21 protein-coding genes and 3 tRNA genes are annotated in these 26,533 nt (G+C 53.0%); 13 read left to right on the top strand and 11 right to left on the bottom strand.

Annotated features, from left to right (window positions below; all coding sequences use genetic code 11):
• Positions 1-151: 151 nt before the first annotated feature.
• A complete protein-coding gene (locus H0S68_RS16525; protein WP_048759244.1) occupies positions 152-1,909 on the top strand; it encodes a DEAD/DEAH box helicase in 1,758 nt (585 codons plus the stop codon).
• 162 nt (positions 1,910-2,071) lie between these two features.
• Complete coding sequence (rplY, locus tag H0S68_RS16530) at positions 2,072-2,356, top strand: 50S ribosomal protein L25 (RefSeq protein ID WP_020827785.1); 285 nt, start codon at positions 2,072-2,074, stop codon at positions 2,354-2,356.
• Between the two features lie 84 nt (positions 2,357-2,440).
• Here the strand turns inward: rplY and yejK are convergent, their stop codons facing one another.
• Positions 2,441-3,451 carry a nucleoid-associated protein YejK gene (gene yejK / locus H0S68_RS16535; RefSeq protein WP_044552555.1) on the bottom strand — a complete coding sequence of 337 codons (1,011 nt, stop codon included), beginning with the start codon at positions 3,449-3,451 and terminating at the stop codon, positions 2,441-2,443.
• A 304-nt stretch (positions 3,452-3,755) separates the two neighbouring features.
• On the opposite strand from yejK, the gene H0S68_RS16540 reads away from it, so the two are divergent.
• The 4 genes from H0S68_RS16540 (at position 3,756) to H0S68_RS16555 (ending at position 7,308) form a co-directional block, all read left to right on the top strand.
• Positions 3,756-3,983, top strand: coding sequence for a YejL family protein (locus H0S68_RS16540; RefSeq protein ID WP_020827787.1), 228 nt, complete (start codon positions 3,756-3,758; stop codon positions 3,981-3,983).
• A gap of 9 nt (positions 3,984-3,992) precedes the next feature.
• Complete coding sequence (yejM, locus tag H0S68_RS16545) at positions 3,993-5,774, top strand: LPS biosynthesis-modulating metalloenzyme YejM (RefSeq protein WP_128864592.1); 1,782 nt, start codon at positions 3,993-3,995, stop codon at positions 5,772-5,774.
• Between the two features lie 78 nt (positions 5,775-5,852).
• Positions 5,853-5,929: transfer RNA gene (locus tag H0S68_RS16550), tRNA-Pro, on the top strand.
• 221 nt (positions 5,930-6,150) lie between these two features.
• Complete coding sequence (locus H0S68_RS16555) at positions 6,151-7,308, top strand: acyltransferase family protein (protein ID WP_122079878.1); 1,158 nt, start codon at positions 6,151-6,153, stop codon at positions 7,306-7,308.
• A 183-nt stretch (positions 7,309-7,491) separates the two neighbouring features.
• Here H0S68_RS16555 and H0S68_RS16560 read toward each other — a convergent pair.
• From H0S68_RS16560 to H0S68_RS16575, 4 genes are all read right to left on the bottom strand, one after another.
• Positions 7,492-7,567, bottom strand: a tRNA-Thr gene (locus H0S68_RS16560).
• A 6-nt stretch (positions 7,568-7,573) separates the two neighbouring features.
• A tRNA-Ser gene (locus tag H0S68_RS16565) sits at positions 7,574-7,661 on the bottom strand.
• A 156-nt stretch (positions 7,662-7,817) separates the two neighbouring features.
• Positions 7,818-8,147, bottom strand: a complete 330-nt coding sequence (gene osmE, locus H0S68_RS16570) for an osmotically-inducible lipoprotein OsmE (protein WP_041414766.1) — start codon at positions 8,145-8,147, stop codon at positions 7,818-7,820.
• 67 nt (positions 8,148-8,214) lie between these two features.
• Positions 8,215-9,621: a PepSY-associated TM helix domain-containing protein gene (locus H0S68_RS16575; RefSeq protein WP_128864594.1), complete on the bottom strand. Its 1,407-nt coding sequence runs from the start codon at positions 9,619-9,621 to the stop codon at positions 8,215-8,217.
• 168 nt (positions 9,622-9,789) lie between these two features.
• Between H0S68_RS16575 and H0S68_RS16580 the strand changes: the two genes are divergently transcribed.
• Positions 9,790-10,230: a DUF2946 domain-containing protein gene (locus tag H0S68_RS16580; RefSeq protein ID WP_170868533.1), complete on the top strand. Its 441-nt coding sequence runs from the start codon at positions 9,790-9,792 to the stop codon at positions 10,228-10,230.
• A 60-nt stretch (positions 10,231-10,290) separates the two neighbouring features.
• On the opposite strand, the gene blaSPR is transcribed toward H0S68_RS16580, so the two are convergent.
• Entirely contained in the window at positions 10,291-11,187 is an 897-nt protein-coding gene (blaSPR, locus tag H0S68_RS16585) for an SPR family subclass B3 metallo-beta-lactamase (protein WP_410528854.1), read from the bottom strand.
• Between the two features lie 79 nt (positions 11,188-11,266).
• On the opposite strand from blaSPR, the gene H0S68_RS16590 reads away from it, so the two are divergent.
• Entirely contained in the window at positions 11,267-12,169 is a 903-nt protein-coding gene (locus H0S68_RS16590; RefSeq protein ID WP_410528855.1) for a LysR family transcriptional regulator, read from the top strand.
• A gap of 6 nt (positions 12,170-12,175) precedes the next feature.
• On the opposite strand, the gene H0S68_RS16595 is transcribed toward H0S68_RS16590, so the two are convergent.
• Positions 12,176-12,643, bottom strand: coding sequence for a DUF1348 family protein (locus H0S68_RS16595; protein ID WP_410528856.1), 468 nt, complete (start codon positions 12,641-12,643; stop codon positions 12,176-12,178).
• A gap of 112 nt (positions 12,644-12,755) precedes the next feature.
• On the opposite strand from H0S68_RS16595, the gene H0S68_RS16600 reads away from it, so the two are divergent.
• On the top strand, positions 12,756-13,334 hold the full coding sequence (locus H0S68_RS16600; RefSeq protein WP_142814775.1) for a TetR/AcrR family transcriptional regulator: 579 nt from the start codon (positions 12,756-12,758) through the stop codon (positions 13,332-13,334).
• Here H0S68_RS16600 and H0S68_RS16605 read toward each other — a convergent pair.
• On the bottom strand, positions 13,328-13,744 hold the full coding sequence (locus tag H0S68_RS16605; RefSeq protein WP_128864598.1) for a VOC family protein: 417 nt from the start codon (positions 13,742-13,744) through the stop codon (positions 13,328-13,330). The genes H0S68_RS16600 and H0S68_RS16605 overlap by 7 nt on opposite strands.
• 154 nt (positions 13,745-13,898) lie before the next feature.
• Positions 13,899-15,029 carry a porin OmpC gene (gene ompC / locus H0S68_RS16610; protein WP_122079884.1) on the bottom strand — a complete coding sequence of 377 codons (1,131 nt, stop codon included), beginning with the start codon at positions 15,027-15,029 and terminating at the stop codon, positions 13,899-13,901.
• Between the two features lie 722 nt (positions 15,030-15,751).
• On the opposite strand from ompC, the gene H0S68_RS16615 reads away from it, so the two are divergent.
• From H0S68_RS16615 to rcsB, 4 genes are read left to right on the top strand one after another with little or no spacing between them, the layout of a single operon-like run.
• Positions 15,752-16,156 (top strand): DUF4186 domain-containing protein, encoded by a 405-nt coding sequence (locus H0S68_RS16615; RefSeq protein ID WP_122079885.1) that lies wholly within the window; start codon positions 15,752-15,754, stop codon positions 16,154-16,156.
• A gap of 54 nt (positions 16,157-16,210) precedes the next feature.
• Entirely contained in the window at positions 16,211-17,365 is a 1,155-nt protein-coding gene (locus H0S68_RS16620; protein ID WP_122079886.1) for an MFS transporter, read from the top strand.
• 21 nt (positions 17,366-17,386) lie between these two features.
• A complete protein-coding gene (gene rcsD, locus H0S68_RS16625) occupies positions 17,387-20,089 on the top strand; it encodes a phosphotransferase RcsD (RefSeq protein ID WP_410528857.1) in 2,703 nt (900 codons plus the stop codon).
• A complete protein-coding gene (gene rcsB / locus H0S68_RS16630) occupies positions 20,082-20,732 on the top strand; it encodes a response regulator transcription factor RcsB (protein WP_004947156.1) in 651 nt (216 codons plus the stop codon). The genes rcsD and rcsB overlap by 8 nt, the downstream gene beginning before the upstream one ends.
• 50 nt (positions 20,733-20,782) lie before the next feature.
• Here the strand turns inward: rcsB and rcsC are convergent, their stop codons facing one another.
• Positions 20,783-23,653, bottom strand: a complete 2,871-nt coding sequence (gene rcsC, locus H0S68_RS16635) for a two-component system sensor histidine kinase RcsC (protein ID WP_410528858.1) — start codon at positions 23,651-23,653, stop codon at positions 20,783-20,785.
• 164 nt (positions 23,654-23,817) lie between these two features.
• On the bottom strand, positions 23,818-26,469 hold the full coding sequence (gyrA, locus tag H0S68_RS16640) for a DNA topoisomerase (ATP-hydrolyzing) subunit A (protein WP_122079889.1): 2,652 nt from the start codon (positions 26,467-26,469) through the stop codon (positions 23,818-23,820).
• Positions 26,470-26,533 lie beyond the last annotated feature (64 nt).

The following is a 26,533-nucleotide window of genomic DNA, read 5'->3' on the forward strand; positions in this document are numbered from 1 at the left end:
TAATTTCCACGCTTCTCGCACCGCGCGCGCTCAGAAGGCATAATAATAGAAATTTTTTAGCCATCAGGGGAGTAGAATGTCACTGTTTTTGTGGGTTCAGATGTTACAAAACCTGTTCCCGATGGCCCTTCTCAATCCACGGCGTTAATTTATGGCCTTTACTCTGCGCCCCTACCAACTGGAAGCGGTCGAAGCCACCATTAAACATTTCCGCCAGCACCCGCAGCCGGCGCTGATTGTGCTGCCGACCGGCGCCGGTAAAAGCCTGGTGATCGCCGAGCTGGCGAAGCGCGCGCGCGGCAGGGTTCTGGTGTTGGCCCACGTGAAAGAACTGGTGGCGCAAAACCACGCCAAATATCGCGCTTACGGACTGGAGGCGGATATCTTTGCCGCCGGTCTGCAGCAAAAAGACAGCGCCGGTAAGGTGGTATTTGGCAGCGTTCAATCGGTGGCGCGCAATCTGTCGCTGTTCGACGGCGCATTTTCCCTGCTGATCATCGACGAATGCCACCGCATCAGTGACGACGACGAAAGCCAGTACCAACAGATTATTCAGCATCTGCAGAAAACCAACCCACAGCTGCGGCTGCTGGGACTGACTGCCACCCCGTACCGGTTGGGAAAAGGCTGGATTTATCAGTATCACTATCACGGCTTTACCCGCGGAGATGCCAGCAGCCTGTTCCGCGACTGCATTTATGAGCTGCCGCTGCGTTACATGATCAAGAACGGCTATTTGGTGCCGCCGGAACGGCTGGACATGCCGATTGTGCAGTATGACTTCAGCCGTCTGGAGGCCAGAAGCAACGGCCTGTTCAGCGAGGTGGACCTGAACCGCGAACTGAAGCAGCAAAATCGCATCACTCCGCATATCATCAGCCAAATCGTGGAATACGCCGAAACGCGTAAGGGGGTGATGATTTTCGCCTCCACCGTTGAGCACGCCCGTGAAGTTCACGGTCTGTTGCCGTCAGGCGAGGCCGCGCTGGTCAGCGCAGAAACCCCTGCCGCCGAGCGTGATGCCCTGATTGAAGCGTTCAAACAGCAGCAATTGCGCTATCTGGTGAATGTGGCGGTACTGACCACCGGTTTTGATGCACCGCATGTTGATCTGATCGCCATCCTGCGCCCAACAGAGTCCGTTAGCCTATATCAACAAATCGTCGGCCGCGGGCTGCGGCTGGCCCCCGGCAAAGAGGATTGTCTGATCCTCGACTACGCCGGGAACCCGCACGACCTGTTCACGCCGGAGGTGGGGGTCAGCAAGCCGCACAGCGATAGCCAACCTGTGCAGGTATTTTGTCCCGGCTGTGGCTTCGCCAACCTGTTCTGGGGCAAGTGCACCGAGAATGGCGATATCATCGAACATTACGGTCGCCGCTGTCAGGGTTGGCTGGAGGACGATGAAGGCCATCGCGAGCAGTGCGATTACCGTTTTCGTTTCAAAAGCTGCCCGCACTGCGGTGCGGAGAACGACATTGCCGCCCGCCGCTGCCATCAGTGTCAGGAGGTGCTGGTCGATCCCGACGATATGCTGAAGGCGGCGCTGAAGCTGAAAGACGCTCTGGTATTACGCTGTGGCGGCATGGAGTTGCAAAGCGGCCGCGATGAAAAAGGCGAGTGGCTAAAGGCGACCTATTACGACGAAGATGGCACCAGCACCAGCGAACGTTTTCGTTTGCAAACGCCGGCTCAGCGCAAAGCCTTCGACATGCTGTTCCTGCGCCCACATCAGCGTGCGCCTGGGGTGCCGTTCGCTTGGCAAAATGCCGCCGACGTGCTGGCCCAGCAAGCGCTGCTGCGTCATCCGGATTTTGTTGTGGCGCGCAAACGCGGGCAATTCTGGCAGGTACGAGAAAAAGTGTTCGATTATCAAGGACGCTTCCGCCGCGCCAATGAGCTGTACTGATCTTTGCCCCTTGCAAATCAGGCAGGTTTCCATTGCCCTGTGGGCGGCTTTCCGTTAAAATGCCGCCCGCTTTGCCTGGGTTCGCCCGGTGCTAAAGCAGGTTATCGAACTTGCTACTGGGTCGCCTGTAGCAGGGTAAATTTTCTTTTAAGAGAAAAAACAATGTTCACTATCAATGTAGAAGTACGTAAAGACCAGGGTAAGGGTGCGAGCCGCCGCCTGCGTGCAGCAAATAAATTCCCAGCTATCGTTTACGGTGGCGAAGAAGCTCCAGTTTCCATCGAGCTGGACCATGATTCTGTTAAGAACATGGAAGCTAAAGCAGAATTCTACAGCGAAGCTGTAACTCTGGTTATCGACGGTAAAGAAACCAAAGTTAAAGTTCAGGCTGTACAGCGTCACCCGTTCAAGCCGAAGCTGACCCACATCGACTTCGTTCGCGCGTAATCGCAACGTATTCGAGCTTTTCGGGACGCCGAAGTAAAAAACGCCGCAATTGCGGCGTTTTTTATTGTCTGCGATCCGGCGAAATTATTTGTTGCCGCCGCCCAAACGACGTTGTAACTGATCGCGCAGGTTCGGCGGCGTGCCTTTAATGGTTAGCGTGTCGGTCGCCGCATCCCAGAATACACGTTCCCCCAGCAGCATGGCGTCAAAGTTCATGCTGATGCCGCCGCCGCTGCCGGCAAACTTGGTTAACTGACGCAGCGTACCGCGATCGGCCGGGAAGCTGTCTTCCAACTGATAGCCCTGCTCGCTGGAAAACTGCAGAAAATCTTTCTCGCCCACCGGAGCAATCTCTTTCGACAGCTCCTGCAGCTCGATCTCTTCACCGGCCTGCAGCTGTTCGTTGCAATAGCTGTAAACCTGCTGGCGCACCGACTGGCGTTCATTTTTGTCCAGCTGCGCATCGGCACAATAATCGTCAACCGCCTGCAGTAAGCCGCGGTTCTGCGCCTTGGTGTCCAGCCCTTCCGCCGCCGCCAGGAAGTCCATAAAGAAATCGGAAACCTTACGGCCCACACGTCCACGCAGGAAGGTCAGGTAACGGGTCGATTCCGGATTGGTTTCCCACTCGGTCAGATCGATACGCGCGACGATGTCGGCGTGGTTGATGTCCAGATAATGGGTGGTGTTGATATCCAGTTCTTCGTTAACGCGCGAACTGTTGCGGCTGTTGAGGACCGCAATCAATAAATACTCCGCCGCCAAATAGCGGTACTGGCCAAACAGCACCACGCCACCTTCGGCAAACGGATATTTGGCCAGCTCATCGCGCAGACGGCCGGTCGCTGCACGGCTGAAAGCCAGAAAGTCTTTGTCTTCCTTACGGCAGGTGCGCAGCGCTTCCGCCAGTTCACTGCCCTCGTTGAACAGGCCGTAAGCCTTGCTCTTGGCGCTGTAGACACGATGCAGCTCTTCCATCATCTCTTCTACCGCCGCATTGGTGGGCAGCAGAGTATCGCGCAGCACCACGTCCAGCGTTTGTTCGTCACGTTTGATCAACTGGTGCAGAGCAATCTGGTCGATATCCAGACTCATGGTAAATCCTCCTGTTCTTTTAGCGCGTATTCAAACACTGAAGGCCCCCGCGCTGCAACTTTAAAGCAGTGTTCAACCCGTCGACGATCAATATATTTCCACCATCCATACAGGCGCTAAATACCTCGATTCACCGACGTATTACAGGCTATACACCGGCAATCGCGCAGAATCATTGATATGGCCCGCAGGCTCCTCTCGCCACGCTAGGGTTTGAAAGACAAAGGGAATCGATAAAAGAGCAGAAAATCACTGTCCTATACGGTAAGATATGGGACTTTGTCAGGCTTTGAGCGCAATTTTTATGCCACAATCATCCCGTTACAGTGACGAACACGTCGAACAACTGCTCTCCGAGCTGGTTAATGTTCTGGAAAAACACCATACTCCCACCGATCTGTCTTTGATGGTGCTGGGCAACATGGTGACTAATTTGATCAATACCAGCGTTGCTCCAGTTCAGCGGAAAACGTTGGCAAGATCGTTTGCAGAAGCCCTGCAAGCTTCTATTCGTGAAGATAAAGCGCATTAATAAATACTTATGGTGACAAACCGTCAGCGTTATCGTGAAAAAGTCTCCCAGATGATCAGCTGGGGGCACTGGTTCGCCTTATTCAATATCCTGCTCGCCCTCGGGCTGGGTAGCCGCTACCTGTTTGTCACTGACTGGCCCTCTTCCCTGTTGGGCCGGGTTTATGCCCTGGTCAGCTTACTGGGGCATTTCAGCTTTATCGTTTTCGCCGGCTACCTGCTGGTTATTTTCCCGCTCACCTTTGTGGTGATGTCGCAGCGGCTGTTGCGATTTATCTCCGCCGCGCTGGCCACCACCGGCCTGACGCTGTTGCTGGTCGACAGCGAGGTCTTTACGCATTTCCACCTTCACCTTAATCCGGTGGTGTGGGAGCTGGTGGTCAACCCGGATCAAAGTGAGCTGGCGCGCGACTGGCAGCTGATGTTTATCTGTGTGCCGGTGATCTTCCTGGTGGAGATGCTGTTTGGCACCTGGAGCTGGCAAAAGCTGCGCAGCCTGAACCGCCAACGTTTCGGCAAGCCTCTGGCGGTGCTGTTTATCAGCGCCTTCTTTGCCTCGCACCTGATTTATATCTGGGCCGATGCCAATTTCTATCGCCCGATCACCATGCAGCGGGCGAACCTGCCGCTGTCGTATCCAATGACCGCGCGTAAATTCCTTGAGAAACACGGCCTGCTCGATTCGCAAGAATATGAACGTCGGCTGGTGCAGCAAGGGAATCCGGAAGCCGTTGCGGTGGAATATCCTCTTAACGACCTCAGCTACGACGACAAAGGCAGCGGTTATAACCTGCTGATGATCGTGGTAGACGGCGTACGTCAACAGGATATGAAGCAGGATATGCCTGCCCTCAGCCGCTTCGCCCAGGAAAACATTCGCTTTAGCGATCACTACAGCTCTGGCAATCATGCAGATACCGGCCTGTTTGGCCTGTTCTACGGCATTTCGCCGACCTATCTGGACAGCATTCTTGCCGCGCGCAAACCTTCCGCTCTGATCAGTGCGCTAAGCGCCCAGGGTTATCAATTTGGTTTGTTCTCATCCGACGGCTTTAACGCCAGCCTGTATCGCCAGGCGCTGTTGACCGATTTCACGCTGCCGGCACCTGTCCAGCAAAATGATGCGGTGACCACACAGCAGTGGCAGCGCTGGTTGGCCGATCAAAACAGCAACGCTCCGTGGTTCTCTTACATCAACTTCCGCGGTGCAGAACCGGCAGCCAATGAGAAAACCCCTGCCCCGGCTGACTTTATTCAGCGCTACCGGGCCGGCGCGCAGGATGTGGATGCGCAGATTGCCCAGGTGCTCAACACGCTCAAAGAGCGTGGCGTACTGGATAAAACCGTGGTGGTGATCACCGCAGAGCACGGCGTTGAATTTAACGACACCGGTAAAGGTTACTGGGGCGCAGGCCGCAGTTTCAGCCAACAGCAGCTACAGGTGCCGTTGATTATCCACTGGCCGGGTACGCCAGCGCAGACCATCAATAAACTGACCGGTCACAACGACGTAATGCGTACGCTAATGCAGCGTTTGCTGCACGTAAAAACGTCCCCGAAAGACTACTCGCAGGGTGAAGACCTGTTTACGGCCCAACGCAGAAACAACTGGGTGGCTACCGGTGATAACAGCCTGTTGGTGATCACCACGCCAACGCAAACCCTGGTGTTGGACAGCAGCGGCAATTACCATGCGTACGATAAAAACGACAAAGAGATCAAAGACGAAAAACCACAGCTCGCTCTGTTGCTGCAGGTATTGACCGACGTGAAGCGCTTTATCGCCAACTAATCGCTTAAAATACAAGCAGTCAGGCGAATTCGCTCTTGCTTTGAGATTGGGAAAGGGTAGTATTATTTCCCACAGCGTCGGCATGTAGCGCAGCTTGGTAGCGCACCGTCATGGGGTGTCGGGGGTCGGAGGTTCGAATCCTCTCATGCCGACCAAAAATCCTTAGAGAAACCAACCCTTTGCGGTTGGTTTTTTTATGTCTCAAACCTCTGCGTTTCTCTTGTAATAAAATGCTTCAATCTGAAAGAGATGCTCAAACTCACATTCAGATTTCCCCCAGTAACCATTCTAGATCGGCCTGCTATACTGAAAAACCAACAAAATTCACCTGCATACGGATAACTGCTAATGAAATACCGTTCAGCGAGGCTCGCCAATGCAATCAGTTAAAAAATGGTCACAAGAACTGGAGGGATTACGCGGTCTAGCCTCCCTCTGGGTCGTTTTAGGTCATATTTGCATTTTAGCCAGTTATCACTTTCCAATCCTTTCCGATCCTGGAATCGGCGTAGACCTGTTTATATTGCTTTCTGGGTTCCTGATGGCAAAAAATTATGTAGAGCGGAAGGAGAAAGAGCCGTGGACCGACAGTGCAACCTTTAAGAAATTTTGGCTGCGCCGCTTTTTTCGTATCGCCCCGCTTTACTACGTGCTTTTGATCGTAGCCATTTGCTTTGGCAGCTATTTCGGTGAGGCACGCGAGATTATTGGTCATTTTTACAGTGAAACTCAAACCAACAGTTCGCGCTACAGTGACGCATCATTCTTGAACGTATTCACCCATGTCACGTTTTTGTTTGGTTTCCTGCCAAGTTTCTCATTTAATACCGTGCTACCTGACTGGAGTATCGGCCTGGAAATGCAGTTTTATTTCCTGTTTCCCTTCATTATGCTAGCCGTGATGAGATTGGGCTTTGCCCGAGCCTGCTTAGCAATCATTATGTTGTGTGTTGTTGCCAAGCAGCTGTTACCCGGCTACTTTTCTGCGTTCCCGATGCCATCAATGATTCTGATAAAACTGCATCTGTTCATTGCTGGCATGTTTATTTCAGAAGCTATTCGCGCTAAGAAACTCAAATACGTAGTTTTTGCATTGGCTTCAGCTTGCATCAGCGTTTATATGCAGGACACTTTCAACAAGATGCGTTTCCTAGCCGAAATCGGTATGATTTTAATGATGGCAACCATCCTTTGGCCTCGAAACGAGGAGAGCACGTGGACAAGCGTATTACGCCTCCCACGCTGGATACTAACGAACAAATTCAGCGTATACATGGGAGATGTTTCCTACTCCGTGTATTTGCTGCACTTGTTAATCGTACTTCCAGTCGTCGCTTTCCTGCTGTCAAACACCCAATTTGCTGGCTGGCCCTCTGCCGTACGATTTATCGCCGCCTCCGCTATTATCCTCCCTCTCACTTATGGGATCGCATCCCTGCTGTATAAGTTTATCGAGAAGCCTGGAATTAAACTGGGTAAGAGCTTGATTAGCCGCGGTGAAGCCAAGAATCGTGGCTCAGTAGTCACTGACTGAACCCGAAAAAATCAGTTGGTACAAAAACGTAAACCCGGCCGTTTGTGCCGGGTTTTTTATTGTTATCAGTAAAACTGACATAACACATATGCAGATGTACATCGGCGAGCCAAAACGAAAAACCCCAGCAATCGTGAAGATTACTGGGGTCCGTAGACGCTTTGAGCGTCGGTACTGCTTATATGGTGCCGGCTACCGGAATCGAACTGGTGACCTACTGATTACAAGTCAGTTGCTCTACCTACTGAGCTAAGCCGGCTAAATTTGGCGGAAGGACAGAGATTCGAACTCTGGGAGCTGTTACACTCGACGGTTTTCAAGACCGTTGCCTTAAACCACTCGGCCATCCTTCCAATGGGCGCAGATATTAGCGCTACCGTTATGAAATGTCTATCGTTTCATGAAAAAAAATGCAGGAAAAAGTGCGTTTGCTTAAACTTCAAGCCGCTAACGGTTAAAAAATGAAAAACCCCGCAAAAGCGGGGCTGGATTGCTCACTTAATCGGGGATTATTTAGGCTGTGAGTCGTAATCAGAACAGGTCTGATAGCCTTTGTTCATCACATGTCCGGTATCGCTGTAGCTAACAAAATAGGTTTGCACTTTCCCGTCACGCGGCGCTACCGCATAGGTGTCGCAAGTCCCCTGAGCGTGAACCAAAGTCGCCGTGGTTGACGGTGGACCGGCAATGGCACGAACCTGCTGTTTGGTCATCCCTACTTTGACATCACTGACCACAGGCTCCTGAACGTAACTGGCGGCCCTGTCATAAGCCGTACAGCCGGCAAGAATAGAAAATGTCGCTGCTGTGCAAACGGCTAAAATCAGCTTGTTCGTCATGACTTGTCCTCTTGGAGTACGTTTGTTGTACTCTAAGTCTAGAAGAGGAAAGGCTTTTCTACAAATTTCACTTTGTCGATAGGTGCGGTTTACGCCGCCGCGTAGCCAGATACCACAGCAAATCACACAGCAGAAACATCAGTAAACTGACGCCCATCACCGGTAAACAAAAGCCCAGCAGCAGCGTCAGGCAGACAATCAGCAACAGCGGCCCTTTTGGCGTTTTGCGCAGCAACATAAAGGGGGAACGGGCAGGTTTACGTACTACTCGCGTTGGCCGACCTCGCCACCACATCAGGTACCCCATCACCACCATCGCCACCAACCCGGCGGCAAAGACCACCAGCACCAGCTCATTGACCAGGCCAAACAGGACGCCCATATGCAAATCGATTCCCCAGCGCGTTAATTTTGCCGCGAGCGGGTATTGTTCAAAACTGACGCGATCGGTAATGGCCAGAGTTACGGGATCGATAGCAACAGCATCAACCTGCGTCGGCCAACGGCGATCGATCTCCATGACCGTCCAGGCCTGCCCCGCCATCGCCGGCTGCTTGATTTCAACCCTGGCGGCGTCGATACCGGCCTGCCGTGCACCGACCAGGGCCCTGTCATACATGGCGCCATCCTGAGGCGGTTCCGCCCTGACCATCATATGCTCATGGTGTTCCGCATGATCGCCGGCAGGCACAGCGTCCTGCCCGTTGATCGCCGTAGACAGCGAGGGCGTCGACCAGCCGAATTGCTGGCGCAGCACGCTGATGTTCTCCCCGGCCCACTGTGACCAGGTCAGCCCGGTGGCAGAAAAGAACAGCAGGCCGACCAGCAGCAGTACGCCACTTTTTTCATGTAACCTGCGTAAACCACCACGCTGACGCGTTACCTTCTTACGCCTGCGCGCCCCCCAGAGGATCAGCCCCCCCAGCGCGGCAATCCATAGCCAGGAGGCTGCCAACTCGCTGTAATTGCGCCCTACATCCCCCAGCAACAGACTGCGGTGAAATTGGTCCAGCCAGGTGCGCAACGGCAATACGCCGCTGGTACCATAAACCGTCATTACGCCGTGCGTCTGCGCCGTAACCGGATCAACAAACACCGCCAAACGTTCCGAAGCCTGAAGCCCTGCGACGTTAAACAGTACCCGGGTATTCTCGCCCTCCGCCGGAGAAGGACGCACTGCCGACAGAGAAGCTTTTGATGGCGCTATCGCCTGAGCGGCCATAATCTGCTGTTTTAACGGCAGTGCCGGACCGGTACTGTCGTTATACAACTGCGGGGCATAAAGCCGTGATTCAATTTGCGGCGTCAAGGCATAAAATATGCCACTCAATGCCGCAATAAGTAAAAACGGCCCAACAAAAAAACCAATATAAAAATGAATCCGCATAGCCAACGGAATAAACCAACTGCGAGTAGTCACCTGCGGGTTAATATTCTGCGCAGCAGCAGGCAACGCAATATTGCGTTCAGACATGATAAGTCATCCGTGGTCAAATGGAATTACCCGGAATCTACCCGAATTAAACTCATTTAACAAACAGATTTCTTCTCTGTTTAGCTTAATTCTCATCAATGTTACAATAGTGGAACAACTGCTGACATTGTCATTCCTTTACGCTTTAACCCTGCAAGGACGCTCCTGGTGAAACTGTCAATTCAACATATGCGCACGCTGGCCTGGCTGGGCCTGTTCGCTATGTTGATGATATTCATCGCGCCATCAATTTCCACCCATCTTGCAAAAAATAGCATGGATAACAGCGAGATGACTGGCATGCCCATGAGTGCGGAGCATGCTGGACACAGGACAATGATGAGCCAGAAACTCGCCGATAGCCCGCTGGCAGGGCACAACATGGCGGACATGAGCACCGGCGACTGTTTTAACTTCTGTGGCTACTGCAGCCTGTTTCATCATAGCCCGCCACTGGTCATTTTGCCGTCAGCACTCCCGGCGATCAATATTCAACGCGCGCCATCCCTTATTCAAAATCTTTTTCACATTATTATCCCCTCTGCCTTTCCGCCTTATCAAACCCGGGCACCACCTTTCATCCTCATTAATTTTATTAAATATATCTAAACCACATGCCTTATTTTATTGGGTAGGGTTAATTGCGCCAAAATAAAATAGAAAGATAACTTAATCTTTACTTTGCTGCTGTTTTAACTGCGTCTCAAAAGCCCGTTGAGACTGTTGCACATATTGCTGTAACCCCAGCCGATCGACAAAAGCTTCCCGATCGCCAGCCTGAAGTCGCGCCATTTTATTTTCCAGATCGAAGCGCGTTCCCTTATTGGCGATAAAAATATCCGCGTGCTGCTGGGCCAAAAGCCTAAAGCTGCTGCGGATGTCCTGCACCAGACTCGGGTAGTTTTTGTTATCGACCAGATAGTAGTCCGGGGTTGCCAAACTGTCGGCATAGACCAGCCGATAGGTTTTCCCGCTCTGCCGCAGCGTGGTCGTCCATGAAGTGGCGCCAGGCAAATGCCCCGGCGTCATTAACGCCGTAAATTTCAGCCCGCCCAAAGTAACGCTATCCCCTTGCCCGACGATAATGTCGGTGTTCACCGCTGGAAAACTCAGCGCATCCCCTAAGGCAAAATCCTGTTTTCCTCCCCGTGCCAACTGTTGGGCATTGGCGGCGCTGGCAACCACTTTCGCCCCGCTCCAGGCTTTCAAACGAGCGATGCCTCCAGCCTGATCGAGACGTGCGTGACTGTTAAGAATGAATCGCAAGTCCTTGATGTTGAAACCCAATGCCTCAATATGGGATTTTATCACCGGTGCACTGGCATCCAACCCCGCGTCAATAAGAATCAATCCTTCCGGCGTGCTGAACAGCACGGAAGAAAGGTTGCGTGTGCCGACATAATACAGCTGAGGGAAAATCTGGAATGGCGCCACCGGCTGCGCCCATTGCTCAAACAGTGAATAGGGCGGCGCACTGGACAACGGTTGCGCAGGATCGAGCTGTGCCTGAGCGTTAAAGCACAGTGAGAATGTCATAGCCATCAGATAACCCATGTTTTTTTTCATGTTTCAGCTCTACGGGGAAAAACAGGGCTGAAGTATACTCAGCCTAATATTGAAGCGTATTCAATTTAAAAGGCTATTAATGAACATTCTGCAAATGGACATGAACCTGCTGAAAGTGCTCTACCTGTTGACCAGCACCGGATCCAGCCAGAAAACGGCGGATAAGCTCGGCATCAGCACTTCTGCCGTCAGTCACGCCCTGGCCCGCTTGCGTGAGGTGCTGGATGAGCCTCTGTTCCGGCGGGAAGGGCATCGCCAGGTGCCGACGCTGTTTGCCCTGTCGCTTAAAGAAACGCTAACGCCCTTGTTCTCTTCGCTGGACAGTGAATTGTTCGGCCATGTGCCGGATGCGCCACGGCATTTCACCCTGGTTGTGCCGCCGGCACTGCATCCGATCTTATTGCCGTTGCTGGCGCAGAAAAGCACGCTTGCCAATGCCGATATCCGCTGCCAAAACTTTGAGCGACGTTCATGGCGCACTGAGCTGCTGGAAGGCGCGGTAGATATGGTGATTGCCGTTGGCGATCACCAACAGCGCACCAGCGCGCTGCGTTATGAGCTTATTGGCAGCACCCGCCTGGTGGCGGTATTCGGAACGCCGTTGCGCCAGGTATTAGGTCACAAAAGCGGACTGACATTTGGTGAACTGGCAGACTACCCGCACTATTACTGCCATCCCTGGCAACAGGCAGAGAACGAACTTGACCGTCAGTTGGAACGCCAGGGTTTACAACGCAGGATCCAGCTCAGCTGTGCCGATTACGCGCAGTTGCCACCGGTACTGCGCGCAGCGCCACTGATGGCGGTAGTTCCGCAACCCTGGTTCAACGCACAGCAGGACAAGCAGGGACTGTACGCCCTGCCGATCCTGGACGATCTGGCGATTGGTTATCTGTTTTCACACTATCGCCAGGGTGAAATCGAGTGGAAAAAACGGCTGATCTCCTCTCTCCATGCGGAACTCAAACCCTATTATCACTAACGGTAATCAGAAGCCAAACTCGCTCAGGGCCGCAATATCATCCGGGCGGCGACCGAGCGGCCAGTGGAATTGCCGATCCTGCTCGCGGATCGGCATATCGTTGATGCAGGCGTGTCTGTTGATCATCTGGCCATCCGTATTGAACTCCCAGTTCTCGTTACCAAAACTGCGGTACCAGTTGCCGGAGTCATCACGCCATTCGTAAGCAAAACGCACTGCGATGCGCGCCCCGTCAAATGCCCATAATTCTTTGATCAGCCGATATTCCAATTCCTTTGCCCACTTGCGTTGTAAAAAAGCACAGACAGCCTCACGGCCATCAACAAACTCAACGCGATTACGCCAATGGGTATCGACCGAATAGACCTGTGCTACCCTTTCCGGATCGCGGCTGTTCCAGGCATCTTCCGCCAAACGGACTTTCTCAATCGCCGATTCACGGGTAAAGGGCGGCAAGGGGGGTTTAATGCTCATAGCTTACCTCGGAGGTTAAATTAATGTAGACAGATTTGTCTACATCATTAAGCTAGCGCATGTAGACAGAGTTGTCTACAATCATTGAAATCGATGCTCAGGAGATATTTCAATGTCCGCTCCCCCTCAGGTTCTTCCCCCGCGCCAGCGTATCCTGCTGACAGCCCACGATCTGTTTTACCGCGATGGAGTACGCGCGACCGGTATCGATCGCATCATTAGCGAATCTGGCGTAGCAAAAGTGACCTTTTATCGCCATTTCCCCAGTAAAAACGAGTTGATTGAGGCGTTTCTGGCTTACCGTCATGAGCAATGGTTGAGCTGGTTCAGTCAGTCACTGACACAGTATGTCGAGCAGTTCGGGGATGTCTTACCTGCCTTGGTGCCTTGTCTCGAGGAATGGTTTAGCGATCCGCACTACCGCGGCTGCGCTTTTATCAATACGGCGGTTGAACTGGCGGATATGTTGCCGGAAAGCCTGGACATCGCCCGCCGACACAAGCAGCAAATGGCCGAGGAGCTCGCTCGCTATCTGCCCCTTGGCCCGAAGCGAGAACAACGGGCAGAGATGCTGGCGATGCTGATTGACGGGGCGATCGTCAAGGTGCAAATAGAGCAGCAACCGCAGAATGCCTTATTGCTGCTGAGGGAAATGCTGAACTCATTAGCCAAAGTATGGGGTGATCAGTAATTCGCCCAAATCCCCGGCGTCACCAGTTCCAGCAGGTGGCCATCGGGATCGCGGAAGTAGATGCTCTCACCGCCGTGATCCCAGCTCATCCGCCCTTCTATCTCGATCCCCTGAGTCGTCAGATGTTGCTCCCAATGCGGCAACTGTTCTTTCGCCACCGCTAACCCGATATGCAGTGGCCCGCTGCCGTCATGCGGGGGGATATACCCTTCTGGATAATGCGCGCCTTTCAGCGAGTCCCCTTCGATAAACAACAGCAACACGCTTTGTTCACCGACGTTGTAAGCGCGGAAACGCTCGTTCGCCACCATCACCGGCAGTTTTAAAACCTGCTGATAGAATGCAGCGGCGCGTTCGATATCTTTGACGTACAGTACGGTTTCAACCACCCGATTTATGCTGAGTTCCATGCTAACCTCCTGATTTATCTCTGTGTAGAAAGTTTAGGTAAGCCGCAGGATCTCAGAATGGCAATCCGTGCCTCATTCATGCCAATTCGTGCCAAACCGCAGGCAAAAAAAAACGCGGCCCGAAGGCCGCGTGGTGACACTCACACTCTGTTGCTTAGAACTGGTAAACCAGGCCCACGGCAACCACGTTGTCGGTGTTGATCCCGGCAGACTTGGTGAAGTCGTTGTCGTCCAACAGGTTGATTTTGTAGTCAACGTAGGTGGACATGTTTTTGTTGAAGAAGTAGGTCGCACCCAGATCCACAAATTTGACCAGATCTTCGTCGCCGTAATCCTTGCCGTTAGCGGCCAGACCCAGGTTTTTACCTTTGGTTTGGTTATAACCAACGAATGGACGCAGACCGAAGTCAAACTGGTAGTGCGCGTAAGCTTCGATACTTTGCGCCTTGTTGGCATAACCGTAAGCGTCGCTGCTGGTAGAGCCAAAGCGTGCGGCATTGTAAGACTGGGTGAACATCACGGCCAGGTAAGCGTCGTTGGCGTCATATTTCAGACCGCCAGAATAACCTTCAGCACGATCGCCACGGCCCATGATGCCGCTGTATGCGCCACCGCCGTTTTGCTCGCTGGTACGTTTGGAGCTAAAGAAGGCACCTGCCGCGCTGATGCCATAGCCGATGTCGTAGTTCACCGACATGCCGTAGCCGTCGCCGTTCTGATTGAGAACTTCACGGCCGTTGTTAGACTCTTCGCCGCTGCCGTTTTTACCCTGGTACTGCAGAGCAAAGTTCAGGCCGTCAACCAGACCGAAGAAGTCGGTGTTACGGTAAGTTGCCAAACCGCTGGAGCGTTGGAACATGAATTGGTCGGCACCGTAAGTGGAGCCGTCGAACTCAGGCTGCAAGTCGGTATAAGCCGCAACGTCATACAGCACGCCGGTGTTACGGCCGTAGTCAAATGAACCGTAATCGCCAAACTTCAGGCCGGCAAAGCCATAACGGGTAAAGTTCTTGTTGTCTTGGCTTTCAGCGTGGTTGAGGTTTGCCTGATATTCCCATTGACCAAAACCGGTCAACTGGTCGCTGATTTGTGTTTCGCCACGCAGGCCGAAACGCATATAAGACATGTCGCCATCAGAGCCATTGTTGTCAGAGAAATAGTGAAGACCATTGATCTTGCCGTACAGATCCAGTTTATTGCCGTCTTTGTTGTAGATTTCCGCCGCACCTGCGGTGCCTGCAACCAGCAGTGCGGGGACGATCAGAGAAAGAACTCGAAGTTTCATTGTTATTATCCTCGTTTATTATGTCGAGCTATGGCCACTGCCCTTTTGAGCATTATTAGCACGACTGTGCATTACCATTCTGGTAACAAGGGTAATATTAATCCAGAAAGAAAATGATACCAAGTATCCGATAGTGTTTCAGTGTGATTATTAAAGGTTTCCAAATGTAAAATTGAGCGAACTTCCACAAAACATTACAGACATAAAAAATAAGGCACGCAATGACAAAAAACACACTTATAGATATAAAATCATGTAGTTATACAAAAACTTAAGAAAAAAAAGATAGCCATACAAAAGTCACTATCAATAAGCACATTGTGCCAAAAGAATCCCATAACGCTGACGTTATAATAATCCCGCTATCATCATTATTTTCATTATTACCTTCATTATCTGTAAGATAATTTTTTGTACATTCTGTACACTTCAACCGGCTTATGGCCGGTTTTTTTATTTCCTCATACTTAGCTCACATTTCATCTTAATTCGCACTTTATGCCAAAAAATAATCACTTGAAGATATTATCCCCCCAATTAACTTCCGCACTAATAGCTAATCTTTTCTTCTGTTTTAGACTACTTATTAAGCGCACTAATTTGGAAAGCATTTTATTGCTTAAATAACTTTCGCTTCGTGCTGCAGGGTTTTGAACCAACAACATTGGTCGCACGGTTGCTATTTTGATAACCTGCACAAAATGCCCCGAAGAAGATGAACCATGCTATTTCAACCCGAAGCGCTATGGCGTCGGCTACAAAGCTCCCCTTTCCGCGCCAAATTTCGTCTGAATCCCAAAGACCAGCTTTATTTTGAAACCAAAGGCTTGCCGCTGATCCTCAGCCATGCACGAGATTTTATCGATCAACGGTTGGCTGCGCCTTTTCCGAACAATGACGGCAAGCAGACCCCCATGCGCGGCCATCCGGTGTTTGTCGCCCAGCACGCCACCGCGACCTGTTGTCGTGGTTGCCTGGCCAAGTGGCATAACATTCCGCAAGGGCAAGCACTTAGCGAACAGCAAAAGCAGTATATTGTGCAGGTCATTGGCCTGTGGCTGGAACGTCGCGCAGCACCGAAGGCCAATGACGGCGCAATTCCTTTCGACCCGGATCGCGGATTGTGATAAAAACATTCCATAACTTTCAGTCCCTCTTCCACAATAGATCCCAAAGCCCACATGACATCCACCTTATGCAATGAACAGCAAAAACCCGGGGTACCGGCTCAGATCGCCACGCGGCTGGCCTTTTTTGTCGCCGGGTTCGGCATGGCCGCCTGGGCGCCCCTGGTTCCCTTCGCCAAAGCGCGCATCGGCATTGATGATGGCTCTCTCGGTCTGTTGCTGCTGTGCATTGGTGCGGGTTCGATGCTGGCGATGCCGCTCACCGGTTTTCTGACCGGCAGATTGGGCTGTCGGCCGGTGATCTTGCTTGCTGGTTTGGCGCTGTGCATCGATTTACCGCTGCTGGTGCTGATGAATACCACCCTGGGCATGGCGTTGGCACTGCTGCTGTTTGGCGCAGCAATTGGCATGATCGATGTGGCAATGAATATACAGGCCGTGGTGGTCGAGCGTGCCAGCGGCAAGGCAATGATGTCGGGCTTTCATGGTTTCTTCAGCGTTGGCGGCATTGCCGGCGCCGGGGGCGTTAGCATCATGTTGTGGCTGGGACTCTCCCCTCTGTTGGCGACCTGTGTCACCGTATTGACCATCGCGGCGTTGCTAACCGTAGCCAGCCGCAATTTGCTGCGCGAAAGCGGCGGTGAAGAAGGTGGACCGATGTTCGTCGTGCCACGCGGTTGGGTGATGTTTATCGGCATTCTGTGCTTTATCATGTTCCTGGCGGAAGGGTCGATGCTCGACTGGAGCGCCCTGTTCCTCACTACCCTGCGTGGGGTTGACCACAGCCAGGCCGGATTAGGCTATGCGTTGTTCTCCATCACCATGACCCTCGGCAGGTTGAACGGTGACCGCATCGTCAACGCCCTGGGCAGATATAAGGTCTTGCTGCTCGGCAGCCTGTGTGCCGCTATCGGTCTGAGCATGGCGATTGTGTTCGATAATGCCATGGTCTCGTTGATCGGGTTTATGCTGGTAGGGTTGGGTGCCTCTAACGTGGTGCCGATCCTGTTCAGTGCCGCAGGCAATCAACATGATATGCCGGCCAATCTGGCTATCGCCTCAGTGACTACCGTAGGCTATGCCGGTATTCTCGCCGGGCCGGCGTTAATCGGCTTTATCGCCCAGTTCTCCAGCCTGACGGTCGCCTTTGCCTGCGTTGCCGTCTTACTGCTGGCTGTTACCGCCAGCGCCCGGGCGATAACCCGTTGATTCAGGAATGCGCAGTCAACTATGCAAAACAAACAACTGACCATTAGCTCAAGCAATATTACCCGTTGCTTCCTGCTATTTGCCGTGCTGCTGACGATTGCCATTGGCCTGTACGGCTACAACTATACCAACGCCTGGCTGGCGGAGAAAAAATATGCGCTGAACAGCATCGCCAATGGGCTGCAAAAGCGCATCGACAACTATCGCTACGTCACCTATCAGATCTACGATAAATTCGGCAATGCGGCCTCCCTGAACGTCGATCCCAGCCTGCAGGAAACCCGACTGCGGCCGGACGTTTACTACCTGGAAAAACCGCATAAGAAAACCGACGCGGTCATTTTTGGCAGCCATGAAGAAGGGACATTGGCGATGATCGCCAATATTTCAGACTATCTGGATGCCCGCTGGGGTGCCAAGACCGAAAATTACGCCATGTATTACCTTAATGGTCAGGACAACAGCCTGAGTCTGATCACCACTCAGCCGTTAAAAGAGTTGGCCTCTCGCTTCAAGGAAAACTACCTGACGACGTCGGCGGAAGATCGTCGCGCCGAAATGCTGCAACAGGCGAACATGCTCGACGAGCGCGAAAGCTTTTCCGCCTTACGCAAGCAACGTTTCCAAAACGCCTATTCGTTTTCAATCCGTACGACCTTCAATCAACCGGGGCATTTGGCCACGGTGATCGCCTTCGATTTGCCGATTAACGATATCATCCCGATTAATATGGCGCGTGCCAACTTTATGCTGCTGCCCGATAACACCAATCTGGACGATGGAACTCTGCCGATTGAAGGCACCACCAACGCCGGTATAACGATGAGCGGCAACTGGGTGGAATTCAGCGCTTCCCTGCCCAACGCACCGCTGAAAGTGGTTTACCGCGTCTCCGCCATCAGCCTGACCATAGATCTGCTGCGTAACAATATTTGGCTGATTGCCATCAATTTGCTGCTGTTGGCGCTGTCGCTGGCAGGCATTTACTTTATTCGTCGACAATACATTCGCCCTAGCGAGAACATGGCGGTTGAACTGGAGGCCGAACGCGCGCTGAATCAAGAGATTATCGCCAGCCTGCCTTCCGGCCTGCTGGTGTACAACTTTGCCAGCAATACGGTGATCGCCAGCAATAAGATTGCCCAACATCTGCTGCCTCACCTCAGCCTACAAAAAATCGCTCATATGGCCGAACAGCACCACGGGGTGATTCAAGCGACGGTCAACAATGAGGTGTATGAAATTCGCATTTTCCGCAGCCAGCTCTCAGCGGAAACTTACCTGTTCCTGTTAAACGATCAGGACAAGGAAGTCATGGTCAACAAGCGGTTGCAGCAGGCACAGCGCGAGTACGACAAAAATGTACAGGCACGCAAACTGATGCTGCACAATCTGGGGATCGAACTGAACCAACCGGTGCGCCAAATGCACGATCTGGCCGAGCGCCTGCGTACGCAACCGGATGAAGAACAACAGCAAGCGCTGCTAACAGAGTTGACCACACAGTCATCCTCGGTGCTGGGCTTGATTGAAAACATCACCCTGCTCACCCGGCTGGAAACTCAGGACTGGCAACCTTCGCGCCACCCGTTCAGCCCTTTGGCCCTGATAGATGAATTACTGCGTGAAGCCCTGCCTTCCATCAATCAAAAAGGACTGTCGCTGTTCAATCATTTCCAGCTTGATGTCGAGCAGCAATATATCGGTGACGCTAACGCGCTACGCAAGGTGATCTCGCTGCTGGTGCATTACGCGATTATCACTACCGCCTGCGGCAAGATTTCGCTGGTGGTTGATCATGAACCCGAGCACCCCGATCGCCTGGTGTTCCACATCAATGATACCGGCTCGGGTATTTCCAACGAGGAAATCAGTAACCTCAACTATCCGTTCCTCAGCCAAACGCTGGTGGATCGTTTTAATCATGGTTCCGGCCTGACCTTCTTCTTGTGCAACCAGCTATGCAAAAAACTCAACGGCCAGTTGGATATTCGCAGCAAGGTCGACATCGGCACCCGCTACACCATTCGCGTACCGATGGAAATGGAGAAAAAGGAGACGGAAGCGCAGGAAAAACTGCTCGATGGCGTAACCGCCCTGTTGGACATCACGTCCGAAGAAGTGCGCGGCATTGTTACCCACTTGCTGCACGCCTATGGCGCGAGCTGCATCATTGCCGATGAACGCCAGATTAACCGCGACTACGACGTTCTACTGACCGACAACCCGCAAAGGGCTGACGATTATACCCTGCTGCTGACCAGCGATGAGGCCGGATGGCAACAGCTTGAAAAACGGTATATTCGGGTAAACTATAACCTGAGTGGCGCAATGATAGACGCCGTGCTGATGCTGATTGAGCAGCAAATGGCCGCGTTGGAACAGCCGGAAAGTCCGCTTTCGCTGACCGCCGATGATATCCAACTCTATGAAAAACAATTGAAATCAAGTGATTACTATGGCCTGTTTGTTGATACAGTACCCGACGATATCAAAAAACTGTATACTGAGGCGGGCAGCAGTGATTTCAATGCTCTGTCACAGACAGCACACCGCCTGAAAGGCGTGTTTGCCATGTTAAATCTGCTTCCCGGCAAGCAACTGTGTGAATCGTTAGAACAGCACATCGCAGACGGTGATGCGCTCAAGATCGAGAATAACATCAGTCAGATTGATTTTTTCGTCAGCAGACTGCTGGAGCAAGGTAGCCAACAACATGAATAACCTGAACGTAATTATTGCTGATGACCATCCTATCGTACTGTTTGGCATCCGGAAGTCACTTGAGCAAATTGAATGGGTGAATGTCGTTGGGGAGTTTGAAGACTCAACAGCACTGATCAACAATCTGTCCAAGCTGGACGCCAACGTACTGATCACCGACCTTTCAATGCCGGGCGATAAATATGGCGACGGCATTACGCTGATCAAATACATCAAACGCCATTATCCGCAGTTGTCGATCATCGTTCTGACCATGAACAACAACCCGGCCATTCTGAGCGCCGTGTTGGATCTGGATATCGAAGGTATCGTACTGAAACAGGGCGCGCCTACCGACCTGCCGAAAGCGCTGGCCGCACTGCAAAAAGGCAAGAAGTTCACGCCGGAAAGCGTCTCCAAGCTGTTGGAGAGGATCAGCGCCAGCGGCTACGGTGACAAACGCCTGTCGCCAAAAGAGAGCGAAGTACTGCGTCTGTTCGCCGAAGGTTTCCTGGTGACCGAAATCGCCAAGAAACTCAACCGCAGCATCAAAACCATCAGCAGCCAGAAGAAATCGGCGATGATGAAGCTGGGTGTCGAGAACGATATTGCGCTGCTCAACTACCTCTCTTCCGTCAGCATGGCACCGCTGGACAAAGAATAAACAACTCGGTAGTTAACAAGGGCGCGGCATTTTGCTGCGCCCTTTTGCTTTTAGGCCTCTTCAGACTCGGCGCGCACATAGCGCACCTGCTGGCTGTAAAACGCCAATGTTTGTTCCAGCGTTTCCAGCGTCACCGGTTTCGACAGGCAATTATCCATGCCGGCCTCAATACAACGCTGCTTCTCTTCAGCCAAGGCATTCGCCGTGACGCCGATCACCGGGGAAGTAAACTGCATTTCACGCAGGCGCTGAGTCAGGTGATAGCCATCCATGTTCGGCATATTGACGTCGGTCAGTACGATGTCGACGGTGTTACGACTGAGTACATCCAACGCATCGACCCCATCATTGGCCGTCACCACCTGGTAGCCCAGCGAGCTAAGCTGATCGGACAGCAACCGACGGTTGATCGGATGGTCGTCCACCACCAGTAAATGAATATCACCGTTGTCGATCAAGCTGGCCTTGGCCGGCACCGGCAATTGTGCCAGGGTATTGCCGCTTTCAGCTTGAGTGCCAAACAGCCGGTTAAGCAGCACCAGGGTTTCACGCGGCGTAGAGGTGCTGTGCATCCAGTAACCCGGGCGCGTTTCCTGCGACGGGCCGATGTGTTCAATGGAAAATTGGATCTGCGCCAGCAGCGGCGTGCTAATCATCAACGGGTGATCGCTGAGCATCACTTCGCCTTCGGCGGTGTCCTGCCCCTGATGGCGTAATACCGTCGCACCATAACCGCCCAGGATTTCCATCAGATAACTTTCCAGCCGCTGGTTGCGAATATCCAGCCACAGCGTTTTGCCCTGCCAAGTATCGCTCGGCTGCGGGATCGGGAACTGGGCGCTAAACAGAGGAATACGGATGGTGAACAGGCTGCCTAATCCCGGTTCGGATTCAACGGCAATGTCGCCGTCCATCATGTTGATCAGCTTCTCGCAAATCGCCAGCCCCAGCCCGGTACCCTGGAAATGGCGCTGCACACCGCTGCCCACCTGGAAGAACGGGTCGAACAGGCGGGTAATTTCTTTCTCCGGGATACCAACGCCGGTGTCACGAACGCTGAATTCCAGATAATTGCCGCGGGTGCAGACCTGCAGGATGATGCAGCCGGTATCGGTGAACTTAATGGCGTTGTTCAACAAGTTGGACAACACCTGCTGCAACCGTACCGGATCGCCGGAAATGCGCTCAGGCACGTTTTGCTCGATAAAGCAGTACAGCCCCAACCGCTTCTTCACCACCAGCGGTAAGTAGTTGCCGGCGATGTGGGTAATCACCTCCAGACAGGAGAACTCCCGCGGTTCAATCTTCAACTGCTCGGATTCAATTTTCGAGAAGTCCAGAATATCGCTGATGATCTTCAGCAGCAGCCCGGAAGAGTTGTTCATCGCATTGACCAGTCGATCAACGCCCTGCGGTAACGCCTTGGTCTGCAGCAAATCGAGGTTGCCGATAATGCCGTACAGCGGCGTACGCAGCTCATGGCTAACGGTCGCCAGGAACATCGATTTCGATTGGCTGGCCTGTTCCGCGGCGGCGGCCATCTCTTGCAGCGATTCTTCCATTTTCACGCGGGCGCTGACATCCACCAGCACACAAATCGCCACATCCTCATTACGATAGCGAGAATGAACGAAGCTGATCTGCAGGTTATTGTTATTGCTGGTCATCACATCTACAAAATTCACCTGCTGTTCGCAGATGATGCGCGTAATGCGGTCACGGTCTTCGTGGGTCAGTAAGTTGATGTAATTGTGCGCCAGTTCGTTACTGAGGATATTGGTGCCGTCGCTGATGCGCAGAATACAGATGCCCACCGGCGCCGAGGCGACAATTTTACGGTTAAACTGCTCATGTTCTTCCAGCCGGAAGGCGTTATCCTCTGCCGGCAGGAACATTTTGCGTTCAAACAGCCAGGCCAGGCTGAATAGCACGATGGCGGACAGCAGATTCAGCAGCACCGCATTGAGGATCAGCATTTTGAAGCGCTCAACCACCGTCTTCACCGGCACCGCATACACGATGCTGAGCGAGGATGGCGGCAACGCCTTTTTCATGATGAGATCGCGGTAATTATCGACGTAACCAAAGTAGGCTTGTTCCAGCGGATAACTGTCGGGCGCTTGCGCATTGCGCTCACCATCCGCCAGCTGCAGTATCGGTTCGTTGTTCTCATCCAGCAGGGTGACGGCGATCGGCAGGTTGCCGGTAGTCACGAAGTCTTCCAGACGTATAGTCTGCTCAATGCCCAGCAACGCTTCCAGCTTGGAGCCAATATAGATTGGCGTCAGTACATACAGATAGCCGACATCCGGCCGCTGCTGGCTTGGGCTGATCCAATACAGGTTATTGTCTTTATCCTGGTTCTTGGCGTTGCGATATTTAAGGATGCGCTCATGCAGCGTTTTCAGCGCATCTGAGCGGTTGGCTACGCCGCTGCTGCCGCCGAACTCAGCCATGCACAGGCTATCCCCGCCGATAAAAAACACCCGGTTGAGATCGTAGGCCGCGACAAAATTCTCTTTCCAATACTGGATCAACCCGCTCAGCGAATTGAGCGAGCTGCGGTAAGTGCTATTAAGCGAACAGTTGGACTCCGGATAGAGCGGGAAAAACTCTGGCGGGCTGCTCTTGCCAGGAAAGATGCCGCTGAACATGTCCAGGCTGCTGACCGAGCCATTGAGACGGTTTTCTGCCATATATTTGATATCACGAATGATATCGGCCGAATGGCGGATGTAGCCCTGCGCCTGATCAAAATTCAGATTGTAGTCCTGCCGAATGTCAGACTCTTTCTGATGCAGGATATTCAGGATATAGAAAGTGGTGAGCAACGCCCCCAACGACCACAGCATTATCGCCAGCACCCGGAACAGATAGCGGGAAATCTTTAACGTGGTGCGAAAAGAGGCTAAATATTTCAATCGGATACCATACAAATGTGAGTGGTGACCAGCGCGTTTATAGCAGAGCCGGGAGCTGTTGGCTTGAGTTCGCTAATTAAACCATATAACTGAAAAAGGGCCTAGCATCGCTGCCAGGCCCTGTATTTCTCAGTGCAATAGTGGCGTTAGTCGCCGCCTATGGCTTAGGCGTTGTCATCTTCCGCGTCGTCTACCGCTTCAGAATCGTCGTCGCCTTCGTCCAGCGGCGTAGCGTCTTCTTCTACGGCTTCTGCGCCGGCTTCCAGACTATCCAGCTCTTCGTCCTCTACCGGTTCGGCAACGCGCTGCAGGCCGACGACATTCTCATCTTCCGCAGTACGGATCAGCGTAACACCCTGGGTATTACGGCCAACCACGCTGACTTCCGAAACGCGAGTACGCACCAGCGTACCGGCATCGGTGATCATCATGATCTGATCGGTGGTATCCACCTGCACCGCACCCACTACCTGACCATTACGCTCACTCACCTTGATGGAGATAACCCCTTGGGTGGCACGTGATTTGGTCGGGTATTCGGTGACCGCAGTACGCTTACCGTAGCCGTTCTGGGTAACGGTCAGAATATCGCCTTCACCGCGAGGCACAATCAGGGAGATAACGCTGTCGCCTTCACCCAGGTTGATACCGCGCACGCCGGTAGCCGTACGGCCCATTGAACGCACCTGCGTTTCCGGGAAGCGAACCACTTTACCGTTGGCGGAGAACAGCATGACTTCGTTACTGCCGTCGGTCAGGTCAACACCAATCAGCTCGTCACCCTCATTGAGGTTAACGGCGATGATGCCGGCGCTGCGTGGACGGCTAAAGTCGGTCAACGCGGTTTTCTTCACGGTGCCGCTGGCGGTTGCCATGAACACATGACGCCCTTCTTCATACTCGCGCACCGGCAGAATGGCGGTGATACGCTCATTGGCTTCCAGTGGCAGCAAGTTGACGATTGGACGACCACGTGCGCCACGGCTGGCTTCAGGCAGTTGATACACCTTCATCCAGTACAGGCGGCCACGGCTGGAGAAGCACAGGATCGTATCGTGGGTGTTAGCCACCAACAGACGATCGATAAAGTCTTCTTCTTTAATACGTGCAGCAGACTTGCCCTTACCGCCGCGGCGTTGCGCTTCATAGTCGCTCAATGGCTGATACTTCACATAGCCCTGGTGCGACAGCGTAACTACCACGTCTTCCTGGTTGATCAGGTCTTCGATATTGATATCGGACGTGTTGGCGGTGATCTCGGTACGGCGGCCGTCGTTGTACTGCTCTTTAATTGCGACCAGCTCTTCGCGGATCACTTCCATCAGGCGGTCTGGGTTTTCCAGAATAAAGATCAGCTCGGCAATGGCGGTCAGCAGCTCTTTATACTCGTCCAGCAGCTTTTCATGCTCCAGGCCGGTCAGTTTCTGCAGGCGCAGATCCAAAATCGCCTGAGCTTGCTGCTCGGTCAGGTAATATTTGCCGTCACGGATACCGAACTCCGGCTCCAGCCACTCAGGGCGAGCCGCGTCATCACCCGCGCGTTCCAGCATGGCGCCTACATTACCCAGATCCCACGCCTGAGCGACCAAACCGGCTTTCGCTTCCGCAGGGGTTGGCGCACGACGGATCAGTTCGATGATCGGATCGATGTTGGCCAGAGCGATAGCTAAGGCTTCCAGAATGTGGGCGCGATCGCGAGCTTTACGCAGTTCAAAGATGGTACGACGGGTGACCACTTCACGGCGGTGACGAACAAACGCCTGCAAAATGTCTTTCAGGTTCAGCAACTTAGGCTGGCCCTGGTGCAATGCCACCATGTTGATGCCGAAGGTGACCTGCAATTGCGTCAGTGAGTACAGGTTGTTCAGTACCACTTCGCCAACCGCATCGCGTTTGATCTCAACCACGATACGCATACCGTCTTTGTCGGACTCGTCGCGCAGTGCGCTGATGCCTTCCACGCGCTTTTCTTTCACCAGCTCGGCGATCTTCTCGATCAGACGCGCCTTGTTCACCTGATACGGGATCTCGTGAACAATAATGGTTTCGCGCCCGGTCTTGGCATCGGCTTCCACTTCAGCGCGTGCGCGCAGATAGATTTTGCCGCGCCCGGTGCGGTAGGCCTCTTCGATACCGCGGCGACCGTTGATGATCGCCGCCGTCGGGAAGTCCGGCCCCGGGATGTGTTCCATCAGGCCTTCGATGCTGATGTTTTCATCATCGATATAGGCCAGACAGCCGTTGATAACCTCTGACAGGTTATGCGGCGGAATGTTGGTGGCCATACCCACGGCAATACCCGACGAGCCGTTAACCAGCAGGTTCGGGATCTTGGTTGGCATGACGGCTGGGATCTGCTCGGTGCCATCGTAGTTAGGCACGAAGTCGACGGTTTCTTTTTCCAGATCCGCCAGCAGTTCGTGAGCAATTTTTGACATGCGCACTTCGGTATAACGCATTGCCGCGGCGGAGTCGCCGTCGACGGAACCGAAGTTACCCTGACCGTCCACCAGCATATAGCGCAGTGAGAAAGGTTGAGCCATACGCACGATGGTGTCGTAAACCGCGCTGTCACCGTGTGGGTGATATTTACCGATGACGTCCCCGACGACACGGGCCGATTTCTTGTATGGTTTATTCCAGTCGTTACCCAGTACGTTCATCGCGTACAAAACGCGGCGGTGTACCGGCTTCAGTCCATCACGAACATCTGGCAGCGCACGTCCGACAATTACGGACATCGCGTAGTCCAGATACGAGTTTTTCAACTCGTCTTCGATGTTTACCGGTGTGATTTCTCTGGCAAGGTCGCTCATGGAGCTGCTATCCCTCTACTAATGATTCATCTGCCCGCTGCCATAGTGGCAAAGGTGTAAAACT

Origin of the sequence: Serratia sp. AXJ-M, from assembly GCF_046531865.1 — a bacterium.
Lineage (GTDB): Bacteria > Pseudomonadota > Gammaproteobacteria > Enterobacterales > Enterobacteriaceae > Serratia > Serratia liquefaciens.

Excerpts from the sequence above, each read along its gene's own strand:
- H0S68_RS16525 (WP_048759244.1), top strand. The coding sequence starts at position 152 with ATGGCCTTTACTCTGCGCCCCTACCAACTGGAAGCGGTCGAAGCCACC.
- rplY (WP_020827785.1), top strand. The coding sequence starts at position 2,072 with ATGTTCACTATCAATGTAGAAGTACGTAAAGACCAGGGTAAGGGTGCG.
- yejK (WP_044552555.1), bottom strand. The coding sequence starts at position 3,451 with ATGAGTCTGGATATCGACCAGATTGCTCTGCACCAGTTGATCAAACGT.
- H0S68_RS16540 (WP_020827787.1), top strand. The coding sequence starts at position 3,756 with ATGCCACAATCATCCCGTTACAGTGACGAACACGTCGAACAACTGCTC.
- yejM (WP_128864592.1), top strand. The coding sequence starts at position 3,993 with ATGGTGACAAACCGTCAGCGTTATCGTGAAAAAGTCTCCCAGATGATC.
- H0S68_RS16555 (WP_122079878.1), top strand. The coding sequence starts at position 6,151 with ATGCAATCAGTTAAAAAATGGTCACAAGAACTGGAGGGATTACGCGGT.
- osmE (WP_041414766.1), bottom strand. The coding sequence starts at position 8,147 with ATGACGAACAAGCTGATTTTAGCCGTTTGCACAGCAGCGACATTTTCT.
- H0S68_RS16575 (WP_128864594.1), bottom strand. The coding sequence starts at position 9,621 with ATGTCTGAACGCAATATTGCGTTGCCTGCTGCTGCGCAGAATATTAAC.
- blaSPR (WP_410528854.1), bottom strand. The coding sequence starts at position 11,187 with ATGAAAAAAAACATGGGTTATCTGATGGCTATGACATTCTCACTGTGC.
- H0S68_RS16590 (WP_410528855.1), top strand. The coding sequence starts at position 11,267 with ATGAACATTCTGCAAATGGACATGAACCTGCTGAAAGTGCTCTACCTG.
- H0S68_RS16595 (WP_410528856.1), bottom strand. The coding sequence starts at position 12,643 with ATGAGCATTAAACCCCCCTTGCCGCCCTTTACCCGTGAATCGGCGATT.
- H0S68_RS16600 (WP_142814775.1), top strand. The coding sequence starts at position 12,756 with ATGTCCGCTCCCCCTCAGGTTCTTCCCCCGCGCCAGCGTATCCTGCTG.
- H0S68_RS16605 (WP_128864598.1), bottom strand. The coding sequence starts at position 13,744 with ATGGAACTCAGCATAAATCGGGTGGTTGAAACCGTACTGTACGTCAAA.
- ompC (WP_122079884.1), bottom strand. The coding sequence starts at position 15,029 with ATGAAACTTCGAGTTCTTTCTCTGATCGTCCCCGCACTGCTGGTTGCA.
- H0S68_RS16615 (WP_122079885.1), top strand. The coding sequence starts at position 15,752 with ATGCTATTTCAACCCGAAGCGCTATGGCGTCGGCTACAAAGCTCCCCT.
- H0S68_RS16620 (WP_122079886.1), top strand. The coding sequence starts at position 16,211 with ATGACATCCACCTTATGCAATGAACAGCAAAAACCCGGGGTACCGGCT.
- rcsD (WP_410528857.1), top strand. The coding sequence starts at position 17,387 with ATGCAAAACAAACAACTGACCATTAGCTCAAGCAATATTACCCGTTGC.
- rcsB (WP_004947156.1), top strand. The coding sequence starts at position 20,082 with ATGAATAACCTGAACGTAATTATTGCTGATGACCATCCTATCGTACTG.
- gyrA (WP_122079889.1), bottom strand. The coding sequence starts at position 26,469 with ATGAGCGACCTTGCCAGAGAAATCACACCGGTAAACATCGAAGACGAG.